The following is a 16,803-nucleotide window of genomic DNA, read 5'->3' as shown; positions in this document are numbered from 1 at the left end:
ATTGACAATAAAAGTAAATTTCGGTATTTCTAAGCACATTCTTTTTTCACACAAAAACACCATGAAAAACAACCGCACTTTTATTATGATGCCAACCACCATGACCATGATTATGATCAATGGGGCGGGCTAGTGCGTTGAAGAATAGAATTCATGAACCCGCATTTCCCGAGAGCGGGTTTTTTTATGCAAATTCAAACATCATTTATCAGGAGAATATCATGCGCGTACTTAAATTTGGGGGCACTTCCTTAGCCAATCCGGAACGGTTTTTGCAGGCGGCGGAGCTTATCGAAAAGGCCCATTTGGAAGAACAGGCTGCAGGCGTTTTATCGGCACCTGCAAAAATCACCAATCACCTTGTCGCCCTTTCCGAAAAAGCCAGTTTAAATCAACCTACCGATTCTCATTTCAACGAAGCATTAGATATTTTCTACACCATCATTAACGGTTTACACGCCAAAAATAACCATTTTGATCTTGCCGGCACCAAACAAATCATCGATCAAGAATTCCAACAAATTGCGTCATTATTAGAAAAAATCCGTCAGGAAGGCAAAGTAGACGATGCGCTCAAAGCGACCATCGATTGCCGCGGTGAAAAACTTTCCATCGCCATGATGAAAGCCTGGTTTGAAGCCAACGATTATGAAGTGCATGTGGTTGATCCGGTGAAACAATTATTAGCCCAAGGCAGCTATTTGGAATCTTCCGTGGATATTGAAGAATCCACCAAACGGGTGGATGCCAAATCCATCGGCAAAAATAAAGTGGTGTTAATGGCGGGCTTTACCGCTTGTAACGATCAAGACGAACTCGTGTTATTGGGACGTAATGGTTCCGACTACTCCGCCGCTTGTTTAGCCGCCTGTTTGGGCGCCAGCGTATGCGAAATCTGGACCGACGTTGACGGCGTTTACACCTGTGACCCGCGTTTAGTGCCGGATGCGCGTCTATTACCGAGCCTGTCTTATCGTGAAGCTATGGAGCTTTCCTACTTCGGCGCCAAGGTCATTCATCCGCGCACCATCGGTCCGTTAGTACGCCCGAACATTCCGTGTTTAATTAAAAACACCGGCAACCCGAGTGCACCGGGTTCGGTTATCGCCGGCGACATCAAATCCGAAGACTTACAGGTAAAAGGCATTACCAATTTAGATAATGTGGCGATGTTCAATGTTTCCGGCCCGGGTATGCAAGGCATGGTAGGCATGGCTTCCCGCGTATTTTCCGCTATGTCTAATGCGAAAGTTTCGGTGATTTTAATCACCCAATCCTCCTCCGAATACAGCATCAGCTTCTGCGTGCCGGTAAAATCCGTTGATGTGGCGTTAAAAGCCTTAGAAGCGGAATTTGCGCAGGAATTAAAAGCCCATCAATTGGATCCGATTGAAGTGATTAAAGATTTATCCATTATTTCCGTAGTAGGCGATGGTATGCGCCAAGCTAAAGGCATTGCCGCGCGCTTCTTCTCTGCGCTGGCACAGGCAAACATCAGCATTAACGCCATTGCCCAAGGTTCTTCCGAACGTTCAATTTCCGCCGTGGTGGCGCAAAATAAAGCCATTGAGGCCGTAAAAGCAACGCACCAAGCGTTATTTAATAACAAAAAGATCGTTGAAGTGTTTCTTGTGGGTGTCGGCGGTGTCGGTGGCGAATTAATTGAGCAAATCAAACACCAAAAAGAGTATTTAGCAAAGAAAGACATTGAAATTCGCGTTTGCGCCCTCGCGAATTCCAACAAAATGTTGCTCAATGAAAACGGCTTAAATTTAGATCATTGGCAAACGGACTTAGAAAACGCCACCCAACCATCGGATTTCGACGTACTGCTCTCTTTCATTAAATTGCATCATGTGGTGAACCCGGTTTTCGTGGATTGCACGTCGGCGGAATCCTTGGCCGGTTTATACGAACGCGCCTTAGCGGAAGGGTTCCATGTGGTGACTCCGAATAAAAAAGCCAATACCCGCGCGTTGGATTATTATCACAAATTACGTGAACTGGCACATAAAAACCAACGTAAATTCCTGTATGAAACCAATGTCGGCGCAGGCTTGCCGGTCATTGAAAACTTACAGAATCTATTGGCGGCAGGCGATGAAGTAGAACGCTTTGACGGGATTTTATCCGGTTCCCTTTCCTTTATTTTCGGTAAACTGGAAGAAGGCTTAACCCTTTCCCAAGCCACCGCACTTGCCCGCGAAAAAGGCTTCACCGAACCGGATCCACGCGACGATCTTTCCGGTCAGGATGTTGCACGTAAATTACTGATTTTAGCCCGTGAAAGCGGATTAGAATTGGAGCTGGAAGATGTAGACGTAGAAGGCGTGTTACCAAAAGGCTTTGCCGAAGGGAAATCCGCCGAAGAATTCATGGCATTATTGCCGCAGTTGGATGACGAATTCAATGCTCGCATCGAAAAAGCGCAGGCAGAAGAAAAAGTATTACGTTATGTGGGGCAAATCGAAAACGGCAAATGCAAAGTTTCTATTGTTGAAGTAGGCAAAGAAGATCCGCTATACAAAGTGAAAAACGGTGAAAACGCCCTTGCATTTTATACTCGTTATTACCAGCCAATTCCGTTATTATTACGCGGTTACGGCGCCGGTAATGCAGTGACTGCCGCCGGTATTTTCGCCGACATTTTAAGAACCTTGAAACACTAAACGGGTGTCCCCATGTTACGAATCTATGCGCCCGCTTCCAGTGCCAATATCAGTGTCGGTTTCGACACGCTGGGCGTGGCAATTTCGCCGATTGACGGTTCACTGTTGGGCGATGTGGTACAAATTGAACCTATCGCCGACGGTTTTGAACTGGAAAGTGCGGGCTATTTTGTGCGTAAATTACCGAAAGAACCGCAAAAAAACATCGTTTATCAGGCATATGTGCTATTCACCGAACGGCTCAAATTACGCAATGTGAAGGTGAAGTCCTTACGCCTAACCTTAGAAAAGAATATGCCGATCAGTTCCGGTTTAGGCTCCAGCGCCTGCTCTATCGTTGCGGCTCTGGTGGCGCTGAACAAATACCATAATGAGCCTTTTTCCAAAATGGAATTATTAGAAATGATGGGCGAATTGGAAGGTCGGATTTCCGGTTCCATTCATTATGATAATGTTGCACCTTGCTATTTAGGCGGTGTACAGTTTATGGTGCAATCCCTCGGCAATATTTGCCAGAAATTGCCATTTTTTGACCACTGGTATTGGGTGTTGGCATACCCCGGCATTGAAGTTTCCACGGCAGAAGCCCGTGCCATTTTGCCCAAAAGCTACACCCGTCAGGATGTGATTGCACACGGTCGCCACCTTGGCGGATTTGTGCACGCTTGCCATACGCAGCAGGAAAATCTGGCGGCAATGATGATGAAAGATGTCATCGCGGAACCTTATCGTGAAGCTTTGCTGCCGAACTACCCGGAAGTCAAACAGGCAACCCGTGATTTAGGCGCACTAGCCACCGGGATTTCCGGTTCCGGACCGACGATTTTCGCTATCGCACCGGATTTAATTTATGCTACCAAACTGGCAACTTATTTAGAGAACCACTATTTACAAAACAATGAAGGCTTTGTACATATCTGCAAAGTCGATAATGCCGGTACCAGAGAACTGGGCTAACCGGCAAATATAACCAAGGATAAAAAAATGAAAAAAATTCTTACCGCACTTTTTTGCAGTTGTCTCATTTCCCCTCTCACAAACGCTGAAACCTTGTCTGATGGTTTACCACCACAGGCAGCTGGTGATTATGTGTTCTTGGACCCGCATCAAAACAATACGGATATACAATTTCGTTTAAAACTTAAAGGCAAACAATGGCTGGCAGACGGTTCCCAAAATGCCGGCAAAAGCTGGTCGCCTGTGTGCGAAGTCAGTGGCGAATGCAAACTGGAGACATCCTCCAAAGCGGAAATCGAACGCTTCTTTGAGCAATATCCGCAAGTACTAAACCGAACAGATGTCAGCTGCATTCACAATATGGCGTTCGCTTTCTGCGGGTTAACTTTAGATAAAAAAACCGATTATGTGATGGTCGCATTAGTGACCAATCCGCCACAAGTCACATCGTATAACCGAATTAAGTAATTTTCCTGCAACGGCAGTACAGGCTGCCGTTCATTTTCATAGCACGGAATTAACCATGAATTTATACAACATCAAACACCCCGAAGAACAAGTCAATTTCGCTCAAGCAGTGCGCCAAGGGTTAGGCAAAGATCAAGGCTTATTTTTCCCGCAAAACATACCGCACTTAACGAATATCGACGAACTGTTGGCATTGCCGTTGATTGAACGCAGCCAAAAAATTCTCGGTGCGTTAATCGGTGAAGAAATCCCGCCGGCACAGCTTGAACAAGTGGTGCGCAACGCCTTCACCTTCCCCGCGCCGGTGGTGAAAGTGGAAGACAATATTTATGCGCTAGAATTATTCCACGGACCGACACTCGCCTTTAAAGATTTCGGCGGACGCTTCATGGCGCAAGCTTTAGCCACCGTACGCGGTGATGGCAAAATCACCATTTTAACCGCCACTTCCGGCGACACCGGCGCGGCGGTAGCGCATGCCTTCTACGGTTTAGACAATATTGAAGTGGTGATTTTATATCCGAAAGGCAAAATCAGCCCGTTACAGGAAAAACTCTTCTGCACCCTCGGCGGCAATATTCGCACCGTCGCTATCAACGCCGATTTCGATGCTTGCCAAGCGTTAGTGAAACAAGCTTTTGATGACGCCGAATTACGTCAAGCCATCGGCTTAAACTCTGCCAATTCCATCAATATCAGCCGCTTATTGGCGCAAGTGTGCTATTACTTTGAAGCGGCGGCGCAATTACCGAAAAAACAGCGTGAAAATCTCGTAGTCTCCGTGCCAAGCGGCAACTTCGGCAACCTCACCGCCGGCTTAATCGCCAAAACCCTTGGCTTGCCGATCAAACGCTTTATCGCCGCCACCAATGCAAACGACACCGTGCCGCGCTATTTACACAGTGGCAACTGGTCACCGAACGCCACCGTTGCCACCCTTTCCAACGCCATGGACGTTTCCCGCCCGAATAACTGGCCGCGTGTGGAAGAATTGTTCAAACGTAACGGCTGGACATTAACCGAATTACATTCCGCCGCCATTTCCGATGGGCAAACGGAAGAAACATTACGCGCAATGCACAAACTCGGTTATTTATGCGAGCCGCACGGCGCGGTGGCGTATGAGGTGCTTAAACAGGATTTACAAACGGGTGAAACCGGTTTATTCCTTTGCACCGCCCACCCGGCGAAATTCAAGGAATCTGTTGAGCGCATTCTGGATTTAACCCTGCCATTGCCGGAAGCCTTGGATAAACATAACAAACTGCCGTTGTTATCCGATGAAATGGAAAACGATTTTGCGCAGTTAAGAGCTTATTTGTTGAAATAATACGAAAAAGTGCGGTGACAAAATTCAACGGATTTTGACCGCACTTTTCTTACTGCCTATGACTACCCTCATCGCTTGGGGAAACATTCAAACGCCCTTCCCTTTTCAAGATATACCGTCGGCGCTCGTTCCGCCAAATTTACTCGCCTTAAACAGTGATAACCCGCGCGTGCAACAACGTTGGCAATGTCGCCGGCTGGCGCATTTTCTGTTGTGGCAGTTATTAAAAACGTCGGGAAAAACAACCGCAATTTTAGGACAAATTGCCCGCACAGCAAGCGGTCGTCCCTACTTTCCCGTTCCCGACATTGATTTCAATATCAGCCATTCCGGCGATTGGGTCGCGGTGATTTTTCATATTAACGACAACGGCGAAAAAAGTGCGGTCGGAATTGACATCGAATCGCCACGTAAAGAACGCCCTTACTTAGCCCTTTTGGCACATTTTGCGCCGGCTGAAGAAATCCGCTGGTTTCAACAACAACTCAATGAAAAATCGGCGTTTTATCGCATTTGGTGTTTGCGTGAAGCGGTGCTGAAATCCCAAGGCGCAGGCATTGTAAAATTATCGGAAGTCACCCATTTGCCAGACACGCAAGAGATTTATTCCCGTTACTGCCCGCGCGGGCAATTGATTTTTACTGCGGAACTGCCTTTTTATTTAGCGTTTTTCGTCAATCAAAATCCGCCGCATTCATTGCATTACTTTCTCTGGAATGGAAAACAATTTGAGGCGCAAACACCTTTGCAAAAAATTCGCTACGATGTGAACATTTAGCCCTTTAAAATCCGCGCATTACCCCCATTAATGATTAGACTTAACACTCGATTTTGTTTAGACTTGTAACAATTTTTTGACAAACGGAGAAAGCAATGTCGTTAAACGGTTCAGATCAAGATCCTTGGGGCAAACCAACGCAAAACGGACAATCGTCAGGAAACTCCTCTTCCGATAAAAACGAAGGTCAGTCCAATTGGGATCGTTCTTCCAATTCACAAAAAAAGAACGAGCAATCACCGCCCGATTTAGAAGAAGTTTTCAATAATTTATTGAAAAAAATGGGCGGGAAAGGCGCCAAAAATAACAATTCCAATCATGCTAATTTGCCTTCCGGCTTAGGTAAATTATTGCCGATTGCCATTGCGGCAGGCGTGATTTTATGGGGCGCCAGCGGTTTTTATACCATCAAAGAAGCGGAGCGCGGCGTGGTGTTGCGTTTGGGGCAGTTCCATTCCATCGAACAACCGGGTTTAAACTGGAAACCGACCTTCATTGATCGCGTCATTCCGGTCAATGTGGAACGCGTACAGGAATTAAAAACTCAAGGCTCCATGCTGACACAAGATGAAAACATGGTGAAAGTGGAAATGACCGTGCAATATCGCGTGCAAAATCCTGAAAAATATTTATTCAGTGCCGTAAATGCCAACGACAGTTTAAACCAAGCCACCGACAGTGCATTGCGTTATGTTATTGGTCACATGACTATGAACGATATTTTGACTACCGGTCGTTCCGTGGTGCGTGAAAATACCTGGAAGGCACTGAATCAAATTATCGAGCCGTATGATATGGGCTTGGAAGTGATTGATGTGAACTTCCAATCCGCCCGTCCGCCGGAAGAAGTAAAAGACGCCTTCGACGACGCCATTAAAGCACAGGAAGACGAACAACGTTATATTCGTGAAGCGGAAGCCTATGCCCGTGAGAAAGAACCGATTGCACGCGGTAACGCCCAACGCATTTTGGAAGAAGCGACGGCCTATAAAGATCGTGTCGTGCTGGATGCCAAAGGGGAAGTGGAACGTTTCCAACCGCTGTTACCTGAATTTAAAGCCGCACCGGATGTTTTCCGTGAGCGTTTGTATATTCAATCGATGGAAAAAGTTATGGCGAATACACCGAAAGTGATGCTGGATGCCGCTAACGGCAATAACCTCACCGTACTACCGTTGGAACAGTTACTCAAAGGCAAAAAAACCTATTCCGCCAACGCCAATGGTGAAGAAATCCAACAAAGTGCGGTCAATTCTGCGCCTGTTTCCCGCAGCGAAAATCGGGCAAACACCCCGAACCGTCCATCAGAAATCGGAAATGAAAGTAGTCGTCAAGGGAGATTTAACTAATGCGTAAACTGTTATTACCTGTCATTTTAGTTATCATCGCTATCATCTACTCCAGTATCGTGGTGGTCACCGAAGGCACACGCGGTATTATGTTGCGTTTCGGCAAAGTACAACGCGATGCCGACAATAAAATTGCCATTTACACGCCGGGACTGCATTTTAAAATCCCGTTTATTGATAACCTGAAAGTGCTTGATGCACGTATTCAAACCTTAGACGGGCAAGCGGATCGTTTCGTTACTGTTGAGAAAAAAGACCTCTTGGTGGATTCCTACGTGAAATGGCGTATCAATGATTTAGGTCGTTTCTTCACCACGACCGGTGGTGGCGATTATGCACAAGCAGCCAACTTATTACGTCGTAAAGTCAATGACCGTTTGCGTTCCGAAATCGGTTCCCGCACCATTAAAGACATCGTTTCCGGTACACGAGGCGAACTCATGGTAGGCACGAAAAAAGCGCTCAACAGTGGGCAAGACAGCACCGCCGAACTGGGGATTGAAGTGCTCGACGTACGGATTAAACAAATTAACTTGCCGGATGAAGTGTCTTCCTCCATTTACCAGCGTATGCGCGCCGAACGGGATGCAGTAGCCCGTGAACACCGCTCTCAAGGTAAAGAAAAAGCGGCATTTATTCAGGCGGATGTAGATCGTAAAGTCACCTTAATTATCGCCAATGCGGAAAAAACCGCACAGGAATTACGCGGTGACGGCGACGCGACCGCAGCCAAAATCTTTGCCGATGCCTTTGGTAAAGAGCCTGAATTTTACAGCTTCATTCGTAGCCTGAAAGCCTATGAAAGCAGCTTCGCCAACTCGGACAATTTGTTGATTTTAAAACCGGACAGTGACTTCTTCCGTTTTATGCAATCACCAAGTAAATAATTGATTAAACATGAAAAGGGTATCTTCAGATGCCTTTTTTATTGCCGCCAAAATTACTTGGTATACCAGAAAATTAATTGGTAAAAAGTGGGTTAAGACCTTATAGTACGAGGCATTAACCCACTTTATGCCTCAAAACACCCCCAAATTCCCACCGCACTTTTCTTGATTTTGCGACCGGGATCCCAAAAGTGCGGTCACTTTCTCGCGCGTTTTTTCGCTTTTCGGCAAAGTATGCCCGTTGATTGATTCAACGTTTGTTTTAACTTTAGTCAGAAAAGGAATCACTATGAAAGCAATGAAACATCTTTTGGCTTCGCTGTTCGTGTTAGGTTCGGTGTTTGCGGGTTCTGCCGTGGCGGCGGAAAAAGCGGCTGAACCGGCGGTACAAACGGAGCAGCCGGCGGCAACGGCAGCGGTCGGTGAGAAAGTGAATATTAACACCGCCAGTGCTGCGGAAATTCAAAAAGCCCTTGTAGGCATCGGTGCGAAAAAAGCGGAAGCGGTGGTGCAGTATCGTGAAAAACACGGTAATTTCAGCGCCGTGGAGCAGTTGCTGGAAGTGCAGGGCATCGGCAAAGCGACCTTAGAAAAAAATCGCGACCGTATCGCCTTATAATCTTTTCCCTTTAGTTGTTGTTTTAATGCAAGACGAGGCAATGTTCCTCGTCTTTTTTATTGGGCGCAGTTATAATACGGGGCATTTTTCAACCGCACTTGAGAGAACAAACATGAAGCAAAAAATTGTATTGGCGACCGGCAACCAAGGCAAGGTCAGAGAAATGGCGGATGTGTTGGCGGATTTCGGTTTTGACGTGATTGCGCAGACGGATTTGGGTATCGACAGCCCGGAAGAAACGGGGCTGACGTTCGTTGAAAATGCCATTTTAAAAGCGCGTTATGCCGCCGAAAAATCCGGTTTACCTGCCATTGCCGACGATTCCGGGTTGGTGGTTGACGCGTTGAACGGCGCGCCGGGGTTATATTCCGCACGCTATGCCGGCGAAGAGAGCAATGACGCGAAAAATCGCGCCAAATTATTGGCGGAATTAGCCCATGTGCCGGCTGAACAGCGCAAAGCCAAATTCGTCAGCACCATCGTGTTGTTGCAGCATCCAACGGATCCGTCACCGATTATCGCGCAAGGCGAATGCCATGGCGTCATTGCTTTTGAAGAAAAAGGCGAAAACGGGTTCGGTTACGACGCATTATTTTTCAGCCCGCAGCAGGGTTGTACCTTCGCCGAACTGGATACCGTCGAGAAAAAGAAAATTTCCCACCGCGCCCGCGCGTTAGCGGTGCTTAAAACGAAGTTGAGCGCATAAAGTGCGGTCGTTTTTCGCAATGAATTTAAGGAAGCAACATGATTATCACCACTACACCTCACATTGAAGGCAAGCAAATCGTGGAATACAAACAACTGGTTTTCGGCGAAGTGGTCGCCGGATCGAATTTTATCCGTGATTTTTTTGCCGGCATCACCGACATTATCGGCGGACGTTCCGGTATGTATGAATCGCGTATCACCAAATCGCGCAAAGACGCTTTGGATGAAATGGAGAAAAATGCCAAAGCCTTGGGCACCAATGCGGTTGTGGGGGTAGAAGTGAATTACACCACCATCACCTCCGATTCCAAAAGTATGTTCATGATCGTGGCAAGCGGCACCGCCGTGGTTGTGCGTTAATGTCGGCGATGACTTTAAATCCCTTGGTGTTGCCTCCGCTGAGTTTATACGTTCATATTCCGTGGTGCGTGCAGAAATGCCCGTACTGCGATTTCAATTCGCACGCGCAAAAAGGCGTGATTCCCGAACAGGATTATGTGCAGCATTTGCTGGCGGATTTAACGGCGGATTTGGCGCGTTATCAGGAAAGCGTGCAACAACGTCCGCTTCATTCCATTTTCATCGGCGGCGGCACGCCGAGCCTGTTTTCCCCGGATACCATCGCGTATTTGTTAGCGCGGATAGAACAACACATTCCTTTTGCGCCGAATATCGAAATCACCTTGGAAGCCAATCCCGGCACGGCGGAAGCGGCGCGTTTTCGCGGTTATGCGCAGGCGGGCGTGAATCGAATTTCCATGGGCATTCAAAGTTTTTCCGATGAAAAATTGCAAAAGCTGGGGCGCATTCATAACGCCGAAGAAGCCAAAAGTGCGGTGGGTTTTGCCGGCGTTTCGCATCTACGCAGTTTCAATCTGGATTTAATGCACGGTTTGCCGAATCAAACCTTAAACGAGGCGCTGGACGATTTACGCCAAGCCATTGCACTGGCGCCGCCGCATTTGTCTTGGTATCAGCTCACCATCGAACCGAACACCATGTTTGCTTATCGCCCGCCGACGCTGCCCGACGATGACGAACTGTGGGATATTTTCGAGCAAGGGCATCAATTACTCACTGCCGCCGGTTATCAACAATACGAAACCTCTGCCTACGCCAAAGCGGGTTTTCAGTGCCAACATAATTTAAATTATTGGCGATTCGGCGATTATCTTGCCATCGGTTGCGGCGCACACGGCAAGCTCAATTTTCCTAATGACAATATTCTGCGTTACAGCAAAACCAAGCACCCGAAAGGCTATATGCGCGGAGAGTATTTGTATGAGGAACGACTGGTGAGCGCGGAAGATCGTCCGTTCGAGTTCTTTATGAATCGCTTCCGCTTGTTGGAACCCGTCCCGAAAAGCGACTTTGAGCAGCTTACCGGCTTGCCTTTAAGTGCGGTAGAAAATGCCATCGTGTGGGCGCAGGAGCAAAAATTCATCACGGAAACCGACCGCACTTGGCAGATCACCGAGCACGGCAAATTATTTTTAAATGAACTGTTGGAACGCTTTTTGCCGGAATAAATTTGCCTGCCACTTGTTTATCCCCGGAAAACTGATTAAAGTAAATGCAAACGTTTACGCGAGATAACATCGCGTAATTTTGTTATTAAGGAGCAAAAATGGATCAACTTGAAATGAAAAAAATCGCCGCGCAAGCGGCTTTACAATTTGTGAAGCCGGAAATGATCGTGGGCGTAGGCAGCGGTTCTACCGTCAATTGTTTTATTGAAGCCTTGGGCGCGTTAAAAAATCAAATTAAAGGTGCGGTTGCGGCATCCAAAAAATCGGAAGAATTGTTGCGCCAACAAGGCATTGAGGTGTTCAGCACCAATGATGTTTCAGGTTTGGATATTTATGTGGACGGTGCCGATGAAATCAATCCGCAAAAAATGATGATTAAAGGCGGTGGTGCGGCGCTGACACGTGAAAAAATTGTGGCTGCACTAGCAAAAAATTTCATCTGCATTGTGGATAGTAGCAAGCAGGTTGATGTGTTAGGCTCTACTTTCCCGCTGCCAATCGAAGTGATTCCTATGGCGCGTTCGCAGGTGGCGCGTAAATTAGTGGCGTTAGGCGGCGCACCGGAATATCGCGAAGGCGTGGTGACCGATAACGGCAACATTATTTTGGATGTGCATAATTTTGAGATTATGAATCCAGTGGCGATGGAAAAAGAATTAAACGACATTGCGGGTGTGGTGACCAACGGCATCTTCGCGTTACGGTCGGCGGATACGGTAATTGTCGGCACCCCGAATGGCGCAAAAATCATTTAAAAATAACCGGAGATAGACATGACAGTCAAAGTTTCATTAGATAAATCTAAAATCAAATTCGTGTTATTGGAAGGCGTTCACCAAAGCGCCTTAGACACCTTGCACGACGCAGGTTACACCAATATCGATTACCATAAAAAAGCCTTGGACGGCGATGAGTTGAAAGAGGAGATCAAAGATGCACATTTCATCGGTTTGCGTTCGCGCACCAATCTTACCGCCGACATGATTGCCGCCGCGCCGAAACTTATTGCAGTGGGCTGTTTCTGTATCGGCACCAACCAAGTGGATTTAAACGCCGCCAAAGCGCGCGGCATTCCGGTGTTTAATGCACCGTTCTCCAACACCCGTTCCGTGGCGGAGTTAGTGCTGGGCGAAATTTTGTTATTAATGCGCAACATCCCGCAAGCCAATGCCGAAGTGCATCGTGGGTTATGGAATAAATCCGCCGTAGGTTCACACGAAGTGCGCGGCAAAAAACTGGGTATCGTAGGTTATGGTCATATCGGCTCCCAGCTGAGCATCATTGCCGAATCTTTGGGGATGGATGTGCATTTCTATGACATTGAAAACAAGCTCCCGCTCGGTAACGCCAAACAAGTACGTAGCCTGGAGGAATTGCTCGGATCCTGTGATGTGATTTCCCTGCACGTGCCGGATTTGCCTTCCACCCGTAATTTAATCAGCTCGGAGCGCATCGCGCAGTTAAAGCAGGATTCCATTTTAATTAACGCGGCACGCGGCACGGTGGTGGATATTGACGCATTAGCAAAAGCTTTGGAAGAAGGCAAAGTGCGTGGTGCGGCAATTGACGTGTTCCCGAAAGAACCGGCTTCCATTAATGAAGAATTCGTTTCACCGTTACGCAAATTCGACAACGTGCTATTAACCCCGCATATCGGCGGTTCAACTGCCGAAGCGCAGGAAAATATCGGTTTTGAAGTGGCAGGTAAATTCGTGAAATATTCCGACAACGGTTCAACCCTGTCCTCCGTCAACTTCCCGGAAGTTTCCCTGCCGGAACACGCAGGCTCCAAACGCTTGTTGCACATTCACGAAAACCGTCCGGGCGTGCTCAATCGCATCAACCAGATTTTCGTGGAAGCCAACGTGAATATCGCCGCACAATACTTACAAACCGACCCGAAAATCGGTTACGTCGTCATTGACGTGGAAACGGAAGATACCGCACCGTTATTGGCGAAATTACGCGAAATCGACGGCACCATTCGTGCACGGGTGTTGTTTTAATATTAGTCATGATAAAAAGTGCGGTGGAAATTCATTGTGTTTTTCCACCGCACTTTTTTAGTGCGCCTAATCAAAAACGACATATTCGATTCGCAAAATATTTCTTCTTTCTCAACATCACGTCCTGATGGCAATCGCGTTACCCATTCTATAACAAGATTGCTCCTATGAAATCCTGCTAATTATATTCAAAAATATATAGCGTTTTGATAGAATTCAGGGCGTTTAAAAAACATGATTTTTTATCACCGCACTTTCCCTTTGTTTTAGGTAATAAAGGTCTCTTTCACTTCGATTAAAGGATATTCTATGAAGTTTAAAACGCTACTTGGCGCGCTCTTATTGAGCGTGTTTTCCACTTCCGTTTGGGCTGATCGCGTGATTACCGATCAACTTGATCGACAAGTGACCATCCCCGACCATATTCATCGCGCTGTGATATTACAGCACCAGACCTTAAATCTCGCGGTGCAACTGGATGCCACCAAACAAATTGCGGGCGTGCTTTCCAACTGGCAAAAACAGCTGGGCAAAGACTTCGTGCGCCTTGCGCCGGAATTGGCAAATTTACCGATGCCCGGTGATTTGAATACGGTCAATATTGAAAGCCTAATGGAAATCAAACCGGATGTTGTTTTCGTGACCAATTACGCGCCGAAAGAAATGATTGAAAAAATCAGCCAAATGAACGTGCCGGTGATTGCCATTTCGTTACGCAGCGGCGATAAAACCGAACAAAGCAAACTCAACCCGACCCTTGCCGATGAAAACAATGCCTACAACGAAGGGTTAAAACGCGGGATTGAAATTATTGCCGATGTTTTTGATAAAAAAGCGCAAGGTGAGGAATTGATTAAAGCCACATTCGCCAATCGCGAAATGCTGGCGGCACGCTTGGGCAATATTCCGGCGGAAAAACGCGTACGCACTTATATTGCCAACCCGAATCTCGGGACTTACGGCTCGGGCAAATATACCGGTTTAATGCTGGAGCATGCGGGGGCATATAATGTGGCGGCGGAAAGCGTAAAAGGCTTTCAAACGGTTTCTATGGAAGAAGTTTTAAAATGGAATCCTGCCGTTATTTTGGTGCAGGATCGTTATCCGAAAGTGGTGGATGACATTGTAAACGACAACGTGTGGGAGACCATTGAGGCAGTAAAAAATCATCGCGTATTGTTAATGCCCGAATATGCCAAAGCCTGGGGCTATCCGATGCCTGAAGCGATTGCGTTGGGCGAAGTATGGCTTGCCAAAGAACTTTACCCGGCGCTTTTTCGCGATGTGGATTTAGATAAAATGGTTAACGACTATTATTTGAAATTCTATCGCCAGCCTTATAAAGCAGCAAAATAATAGCGCGTTATAAAAACGCAACGAAAAACCACCGCACTTTAACATTGATGTTGAAGTGCGGTTGAGTTTATTGATTAATTCATGATTAAGTGTTGATCCATTCCGCCACCTCTTTGGTTAACCGACCGATTTCCTGCCAGCTTTTTTCATTGATAAGTTTCTTTTCTACAAACCAAGAACCGCCACATGCCACCACATTGGGAATTGCCAGATAGTCTTTAATATTCTGCATACCGATACCGCCGGTCGGCATAATTTGCAACTGTGCGTAAGGGCCTAACAAGGCTTTAATCATTTTCACGCCACCAGAGGCTTCCGCCGGGAAGAATTTCACGGTTTCAATACCGACGTCCAACGCGGCTTCAATTGCCATCGGATTGTTTACCCCCGGTGTGATGGGCAACGCTAAATCCTGACATAATTGCACGATTTTAGGATTAAATCCCGGTGTGACGACCACATCTGCACCGCTGTTTTTAGCGGCGACGACCTGTTCGGCGGTCAATACGGTTCCCGCCGCAATCAGAAATTCCGGGCGCTGTTGACGTAATAAACGAATGGCTTCTGCGGCGGCAGGGGAGCGAAAGGTGATTTCCGCCACCGGCAAACCATTTTGCGCCAAGGTGTCTGCCAGAGGTAAAATATCTTCCGCGTTGTCTAAAGCAATCACCGGCACGACTTTTAATTGACGAAATTTTTCAATGAGTTGGTTAGTTGTGTATGACATAAATCTTCCTATTTAAAGTAACGTTTTGCATTGTTAAAACAAATATCTTCAATCATTTTACTTAATAAAGGGATATCGTTTGGCACTTCACCATTTTCAACCCAATTTCCGACCATTTCACATAAAATACGACGGAAATATTCGTGGCGAGTATAGGATAAGAAACTACGTGAATCAGTGAGCATACCTACAAATTGGCTTAATAAACCCAATTGAGAAAGTTGCTGTAGTTGACGTTCCATACCATCTTTTTGGTCATTAAACCACCAACCTGAACCAAATTGAATTTTGCCAGCTACCCCACCGGTTTGGAAATTACCAATCATACTGCCAATCACCTCGTTATCACGCGGATTCAAACAATACAAAATCGTTTTTGGTAACTGATCTTGGCAATCCATTGCATCCAATAAATGAGAAAGTGGCTCGGCATAAGTACGATCACCAATAGAATCAAATCCACTATCCGCACCAAGCAACGCAAACATTCTACTATTGTTGTTACGGATTGCCCCAATATGCATTTGCATCACCCATTGGCGTTTACAATATTCAGAAGCTAGCCATACCAAAATTGCTGTACTAAATTGCGCAATTTCTTCTTCTAAGAGCGGTTGATTTTGCAAACGTTTTTGAAGAATAGCATCGAGTATAGATTCGTCCGGAATTGGGGCAAAACGAACAATCTCCATACCATGATCAGCCGATTTGCAACCTTGTTCATCAAAATGGTTTAAGCGTTTTACTAATGCTTTTTGTAAATCAGAAAATGAGCGAATATCAACATCGGTGACTTGGTCAAGCTGAGCGATATAATCATTGAATTGTGGCAATTCAATTTTAAAGACTTTATCCGGACGCCAACTTGGCACGACATCAATATCAAAGCTGTCATCATTTTTTATCGCTTGATGATATTCCAATGAATCGATTGGATCATCTGTTGTTCCAACCAATTTCACATTCATTTGCTGCATAATACTACGCGCTGAAAATTCAGGCTGTTGCAACATTTCATTGCACTGATGCCAAATTTTATCTGCGTTTTGCGGATTAAATAATGTGTTGGTAATACCAAAAGGGCGACGTAGTTCTAAATGGGTCCAGTGATAAATTGGATTGCCAATACAAAGCGGAACAGTCCTTGCCCAAGCCAAATATTTTTGGTAATTATTCGCTTTACCTGTAATTAATTCTTCCGGCACACCCGCTGTGCGTAAAGCACGCCATTTATAGTGATCACCTTCTAACCAAATTTCAGCTAAATCTTTAAATTGGCGATTTTCAGCCACTTCTTTTGGACTTAAATGACAATGGTAATCAAAAATAGGCTGATGTTTTGCATAGTCGTGATAAAGCGTTTTAGCTGTATTTGTTGAAAGAAGGAAATCTTCATCCATAAATTGTTTCATATTATCCC

16 protein-coding genes are annotated in these 16,803 nt (G+C 46.2%); 14 read left to right on the top strand and 2 right to left on the bottom strand.

Translation table 11 applies throughout. The annotated features are described in order from the left end of the window. Positions 1-221 precede the first annotated feature (221 nt). From thrA to LIN98_RS05520, 14 genes are all read left to right on the top strand, one after another. A complete protein-coding gene (thrA, locus tag LIN98_RS05585; protein ID WP_005568432.1) occupies positions 222-2,669 on the top strand; it encodes a bifunctional aspartate kinase/homoserine dehydrogenase I in 2,448 nt (815 codons plus the stop codon). Between the two features lie 12 nt (positions 2,670-2,681). Then, positions 2,682-3,626: a homoserine kinase gene (thrB, locus tag LIN98_RS05580; RefSeq protein WP_005568430.1), complete on the top strand. Its 945-nt coding sequence runs from the start codon at positions 2,682-2,684 to the stop codon at positions 3,624-3,626. 27 nt (positions 3,627-3,653) lie between these two features. Then, complete coding sequence (locus LIN98_RS05575) at positions 3,654-4,094, top strand: hypothetical protein (RefSeq protein ID WP_005568428.1); 441 nt, start codon at positions 3,654-3,656, stop codon at positions 4,092-4,094. Positions 4,095-4,149: 55 nt separating this feature from the next. Next, the gene (gene thrC, locus LIN98_RS05570) at positions 4,150-5,424 is read left to right on the top strand and encodes a threonine synthase (protein WP_005568426.1); all 1,275 of its coding nucleotides are present in this window, start codon (positions 4,150-4,152) and stop codon (positions 5,422-5,424) included. Between the two features lie 58 nt (positions 5,425-5,482). Further along, positions 5,483-6,202 carry a 4'-phosphopantetheinyl transferase family protein gene (locus LIN98_RS05565; RefSeq protein WP_025298444.1) on the top strand — a complete coding sequence of 240 codons (720 nt, stop codon included), beginning with the start codon at positions 5,483-5,485 and terminating at the stop codon, positions 6,200-6,202. Positions 6,203-6,297: 95 nt separating this feature from the next. Further along, the gene (gene hflK, locus LIN98_RS05560) at positions 6,298-7,551 is read left to right on the top strand and encodes an FtsH protease activity modulator HflK (protein ID WP_005589874.1); all 1,254 of its coding nucleotides are present in this window, start codon (positions 6,298-6,300) and stop codon (positions 7,549-7,551) included. Next, positions 7,551-8,438 (top strand): protease modulator HflC, encoded by an 888-nt coding sequence (gene hflC / locus LIN98_RS05555; RefSeq protein ID WP_005548417.1) that lies wholly within the window; start codon positions 7,551-7,553, stop codon positions 8,436-8,438. The genes hflK and hflC overlap by 1 nt, the downstream gene beginning before the upstream one ends. 289 nt (positions 8,439-8,727) lie before the next feature. Further along, on the top strand, positions 8,728-9,057 hold the full coding sequence (locus LIN98_RS05550) for a ComEA family DNA-binding protein (RefSeq protein WP_005548420.1): 330 nt from the start codon (positions 8,728-8,730) through the stop codon (positions 9,055-9,057). Positions 9,058-9,169: 112 nt separating this feature from the next. After that, positions 9,170-9,763 (top strand): XTP/dITP diphosphatase, encoded by a 594-nt coding sequence (locus LIN98_RS05545; RefSeq protein ID WP_005571888.1) that lies wholly within the window; start codon positions 9,170-9,172, stop codon positions 9,761-9,763. Positions 9,764-9,801: 38 nt separating this feature from the next. Continuing rightward, positions 9,802-10,125 (top strand): YbjQ family protein, encoded by a 324-nt coding sequence (locus LIN98_RS05540; protein ID WP_005589878.1) that lies wholly within the window; start codon positions 9,802-9,804, stop codon positions 10,123-10,125. Further along, on the top strand, positions 10,125-11,294 hold the full coding sequence (gene hemW, locus LIN98_RS05535; protein WP_014167851.1) for a radical SAM family heme chaperone HemW: 1,170 nt from the start codon (positions 10,125-10,127) through the stop codon (positions 11,292-11,294). The genes LIN98_RS05540 and hemW overlap by 1 nt, the downstream gene beginning before the upstream one ends. A gap of 98 nt (positions 11,295-11,392) precedes the next feature. Then, on the top strand, positions 11,393-12,049 hold the full coding sequence (gene rpiA / locus LIN98_RS05530) for a ribose-5-phosphate isomerase RpiA (protein ID WP_005539288.1): 657 nt from the start codon (positions 11,393-11,395) through the stop codon (positions 12,047-12,049). Positions 12,050-12,067: 18 nt separating this feature from the next. Further along, positions 12,068-13,300 (top strand): phosphoglycerate dehydrogenase, encoded by a 1,233-nt coding sequence (serA, locus tag LIN98_RS05525; protein WP_249856078.1) that lies wholly within the window; start codon positions 12,068-12,070, stop codon positions 13,298-13,300. 309 nt (positions 13,301-13,609) lie between these two features. Beyond that, positions 13,610-14,656, top strand: coding sequence for an ABC transporter substrate-binding protein (locus LIN98_RS05520; RefSeq protein WP_005568412.1), 1,047 nt, complete (start codon positions 13,610-13,612; stop codon positions 14,654-14,656). A gap of 85 nt (positions 14,657-14,741) precedes the next feature. Here the strand turns inward: LIN98_RS05520 and LIN98_RS05515 are convergent, their stop codons facing one another. Together LIN98_RS05515 and uxaC are read right to left on the bottom strand one after the other, a co-directional pair. Continuing rightward, positions 14,742-15,383 carry a bifunctional 4-hydroxy-2-oxoglutarate aldolase/2-dehydro-3-deoxy-phosphogluconate aldolase gene (locus LIN98_RS05515; RefSeq protein WP_005568411.1) on the bottom strand — a complete coding sequence of 214 codons (642 nt, stop codon included), beginning with the start codon at positions 15,381-15,383 and terminating at the stop codon, positions 14,742-14,744. An 8-nt stretch (positions 15,384-15,391) separates the two neighbouring features. Next, complete coding sequence (gene uxaC, locus LIN98_RS05510; protein ID WP_005568410.1) at positions 15,392-16,795, bottom strand: glucuronate isomerase; 1,404 nt, start codon at positions 16,793-16,795, stop codon at positions 15,392-15,394. Positions 16,796-16,803: the final 8 nt, after the last annotated feature.

Origin of the sequence: Aggregatibacter actinomycetemcomitans (genome assembly GCF_023518055.1) — a bacterium.
In the GTDB taxonomy this organism is placed as follows: domain Bacteria; phylum Pseudomonadota; class Gammaproteobacteria; order Enterobacterales; family Pasteurellaceae; genus Aggregatibacter; species Aggregatibacter actinomycetemcomitans.
The sequence above is the reverse complement of the archived record's forward strand: the minus strand, read 5'-3'. Positions and strand labels throughout refer to the sequence as shown.

Bases quoted from the DNA above. Each gene is read 5' to 3' on its own strand.
- thrA (WP_005568432.1), top strand. From the start codon at position 222: ATGCGCGTACTTAAATTTGGGGGCACTTCCTTAGCCAATCCGGAACGG.
- thrB (WP_005568430.1), top strand. From the start codon at position 2,682: ATGTTACGAATCTATGCGCCCGCTTCCAGTGCCAATATCAGTGTCGGT.
- LIN98_RS05575 (WP_005568428.1), top strand. From the start codon at position 3,654: ATGAAAAAAATTCTTACCGCACTTTTTTGCAGTTGTCTCATTTCCCCT.
- thrC (WP_005568426.1), top strand. From the start codon at position 4,150: ATGAATTTATACAACATCAAACACCCCGAAGAACAAGTCAATTTCGCT.
- LIN98_RS05565 (WP_025298444.1), top strand. From the start codon at position 5,483: ATGACTACCCTCATCGCTTGGGGAAACATTCAAACGCCCTTCCCTTTT.
- hflK (WP_005589874.1), top strand. From the start codon at position 6,298: ATGTCGTTAAACGGTTCAGATCAAGATCCTTGGGGCAAACCAACGCAA.
- hflC (WP_005548417.1), top strand. From the start codon at position 7,551: ATGCGTAAACTGTTATTACCTGTCATTTTAGTTATCATCGCTATCATC.
- LIN98_RS05550 (WP_005548420.1), top strand. From the start codon at position 8,728: ATGAAAGCAATGAAACATCTTTTGGCTTCGCTGTTCGTGTTAGGTTCG.
- LIN98_RS05545 (WP_005571888.1), top strand. From the start codon at position 9,170: ATGAAGCAAAAAATTGTATTGGCGACCGGCAACCAAGGCAAGGTCAGA.
- LIN98_RS05540 (WP_005589878.1), top strand. From the start codon at position 9,802: ATGATTATCACCACTACACCTCACATTGAAGGCAAGCAAATCGTGGAA.
- hemW (WP_014167851.1), top strand. From the start codon at position 10,125: ATGTCGGCGATGACTTTAAATCCCTTGGTGTTGCCTCCGCTGAGTTTA.
- rpiA (WP_005539288.1), top strand. From the start codon at position 11,393: ATGGATCAACTTGAAATGAAAAAAATCGCCGCGCAAGCGGCTTTACAA.
- serA (WP_249856078.1), top strand. From the start codon at position 12,068: ATGACAGTCAAAGTTTCATTAGATAAATCTAAAATCAAATTCGTGTTA.
- LIN98_RS05520 (WP_005568412.1), top strand. From the start codon at position 13,610: ATGAAGTTTAAAACGCTACTTGGCGCGCTCTTATTGAGCGTGTTTTCC.
- LIN98_RS05515 (WP_005568411.1), bottom strand. From the start codon at position 15,383: ATGTCATACACAACTAACCAACTCATTGAAAAATTTCGTCAATTAAAA.
- uxaC (WP_005568410.1), bottom strand. From the start codon at position 16,795: ATGAAACAATTTATGGATGAAGATTTCCTTCTTTCAACAAATACAGCT.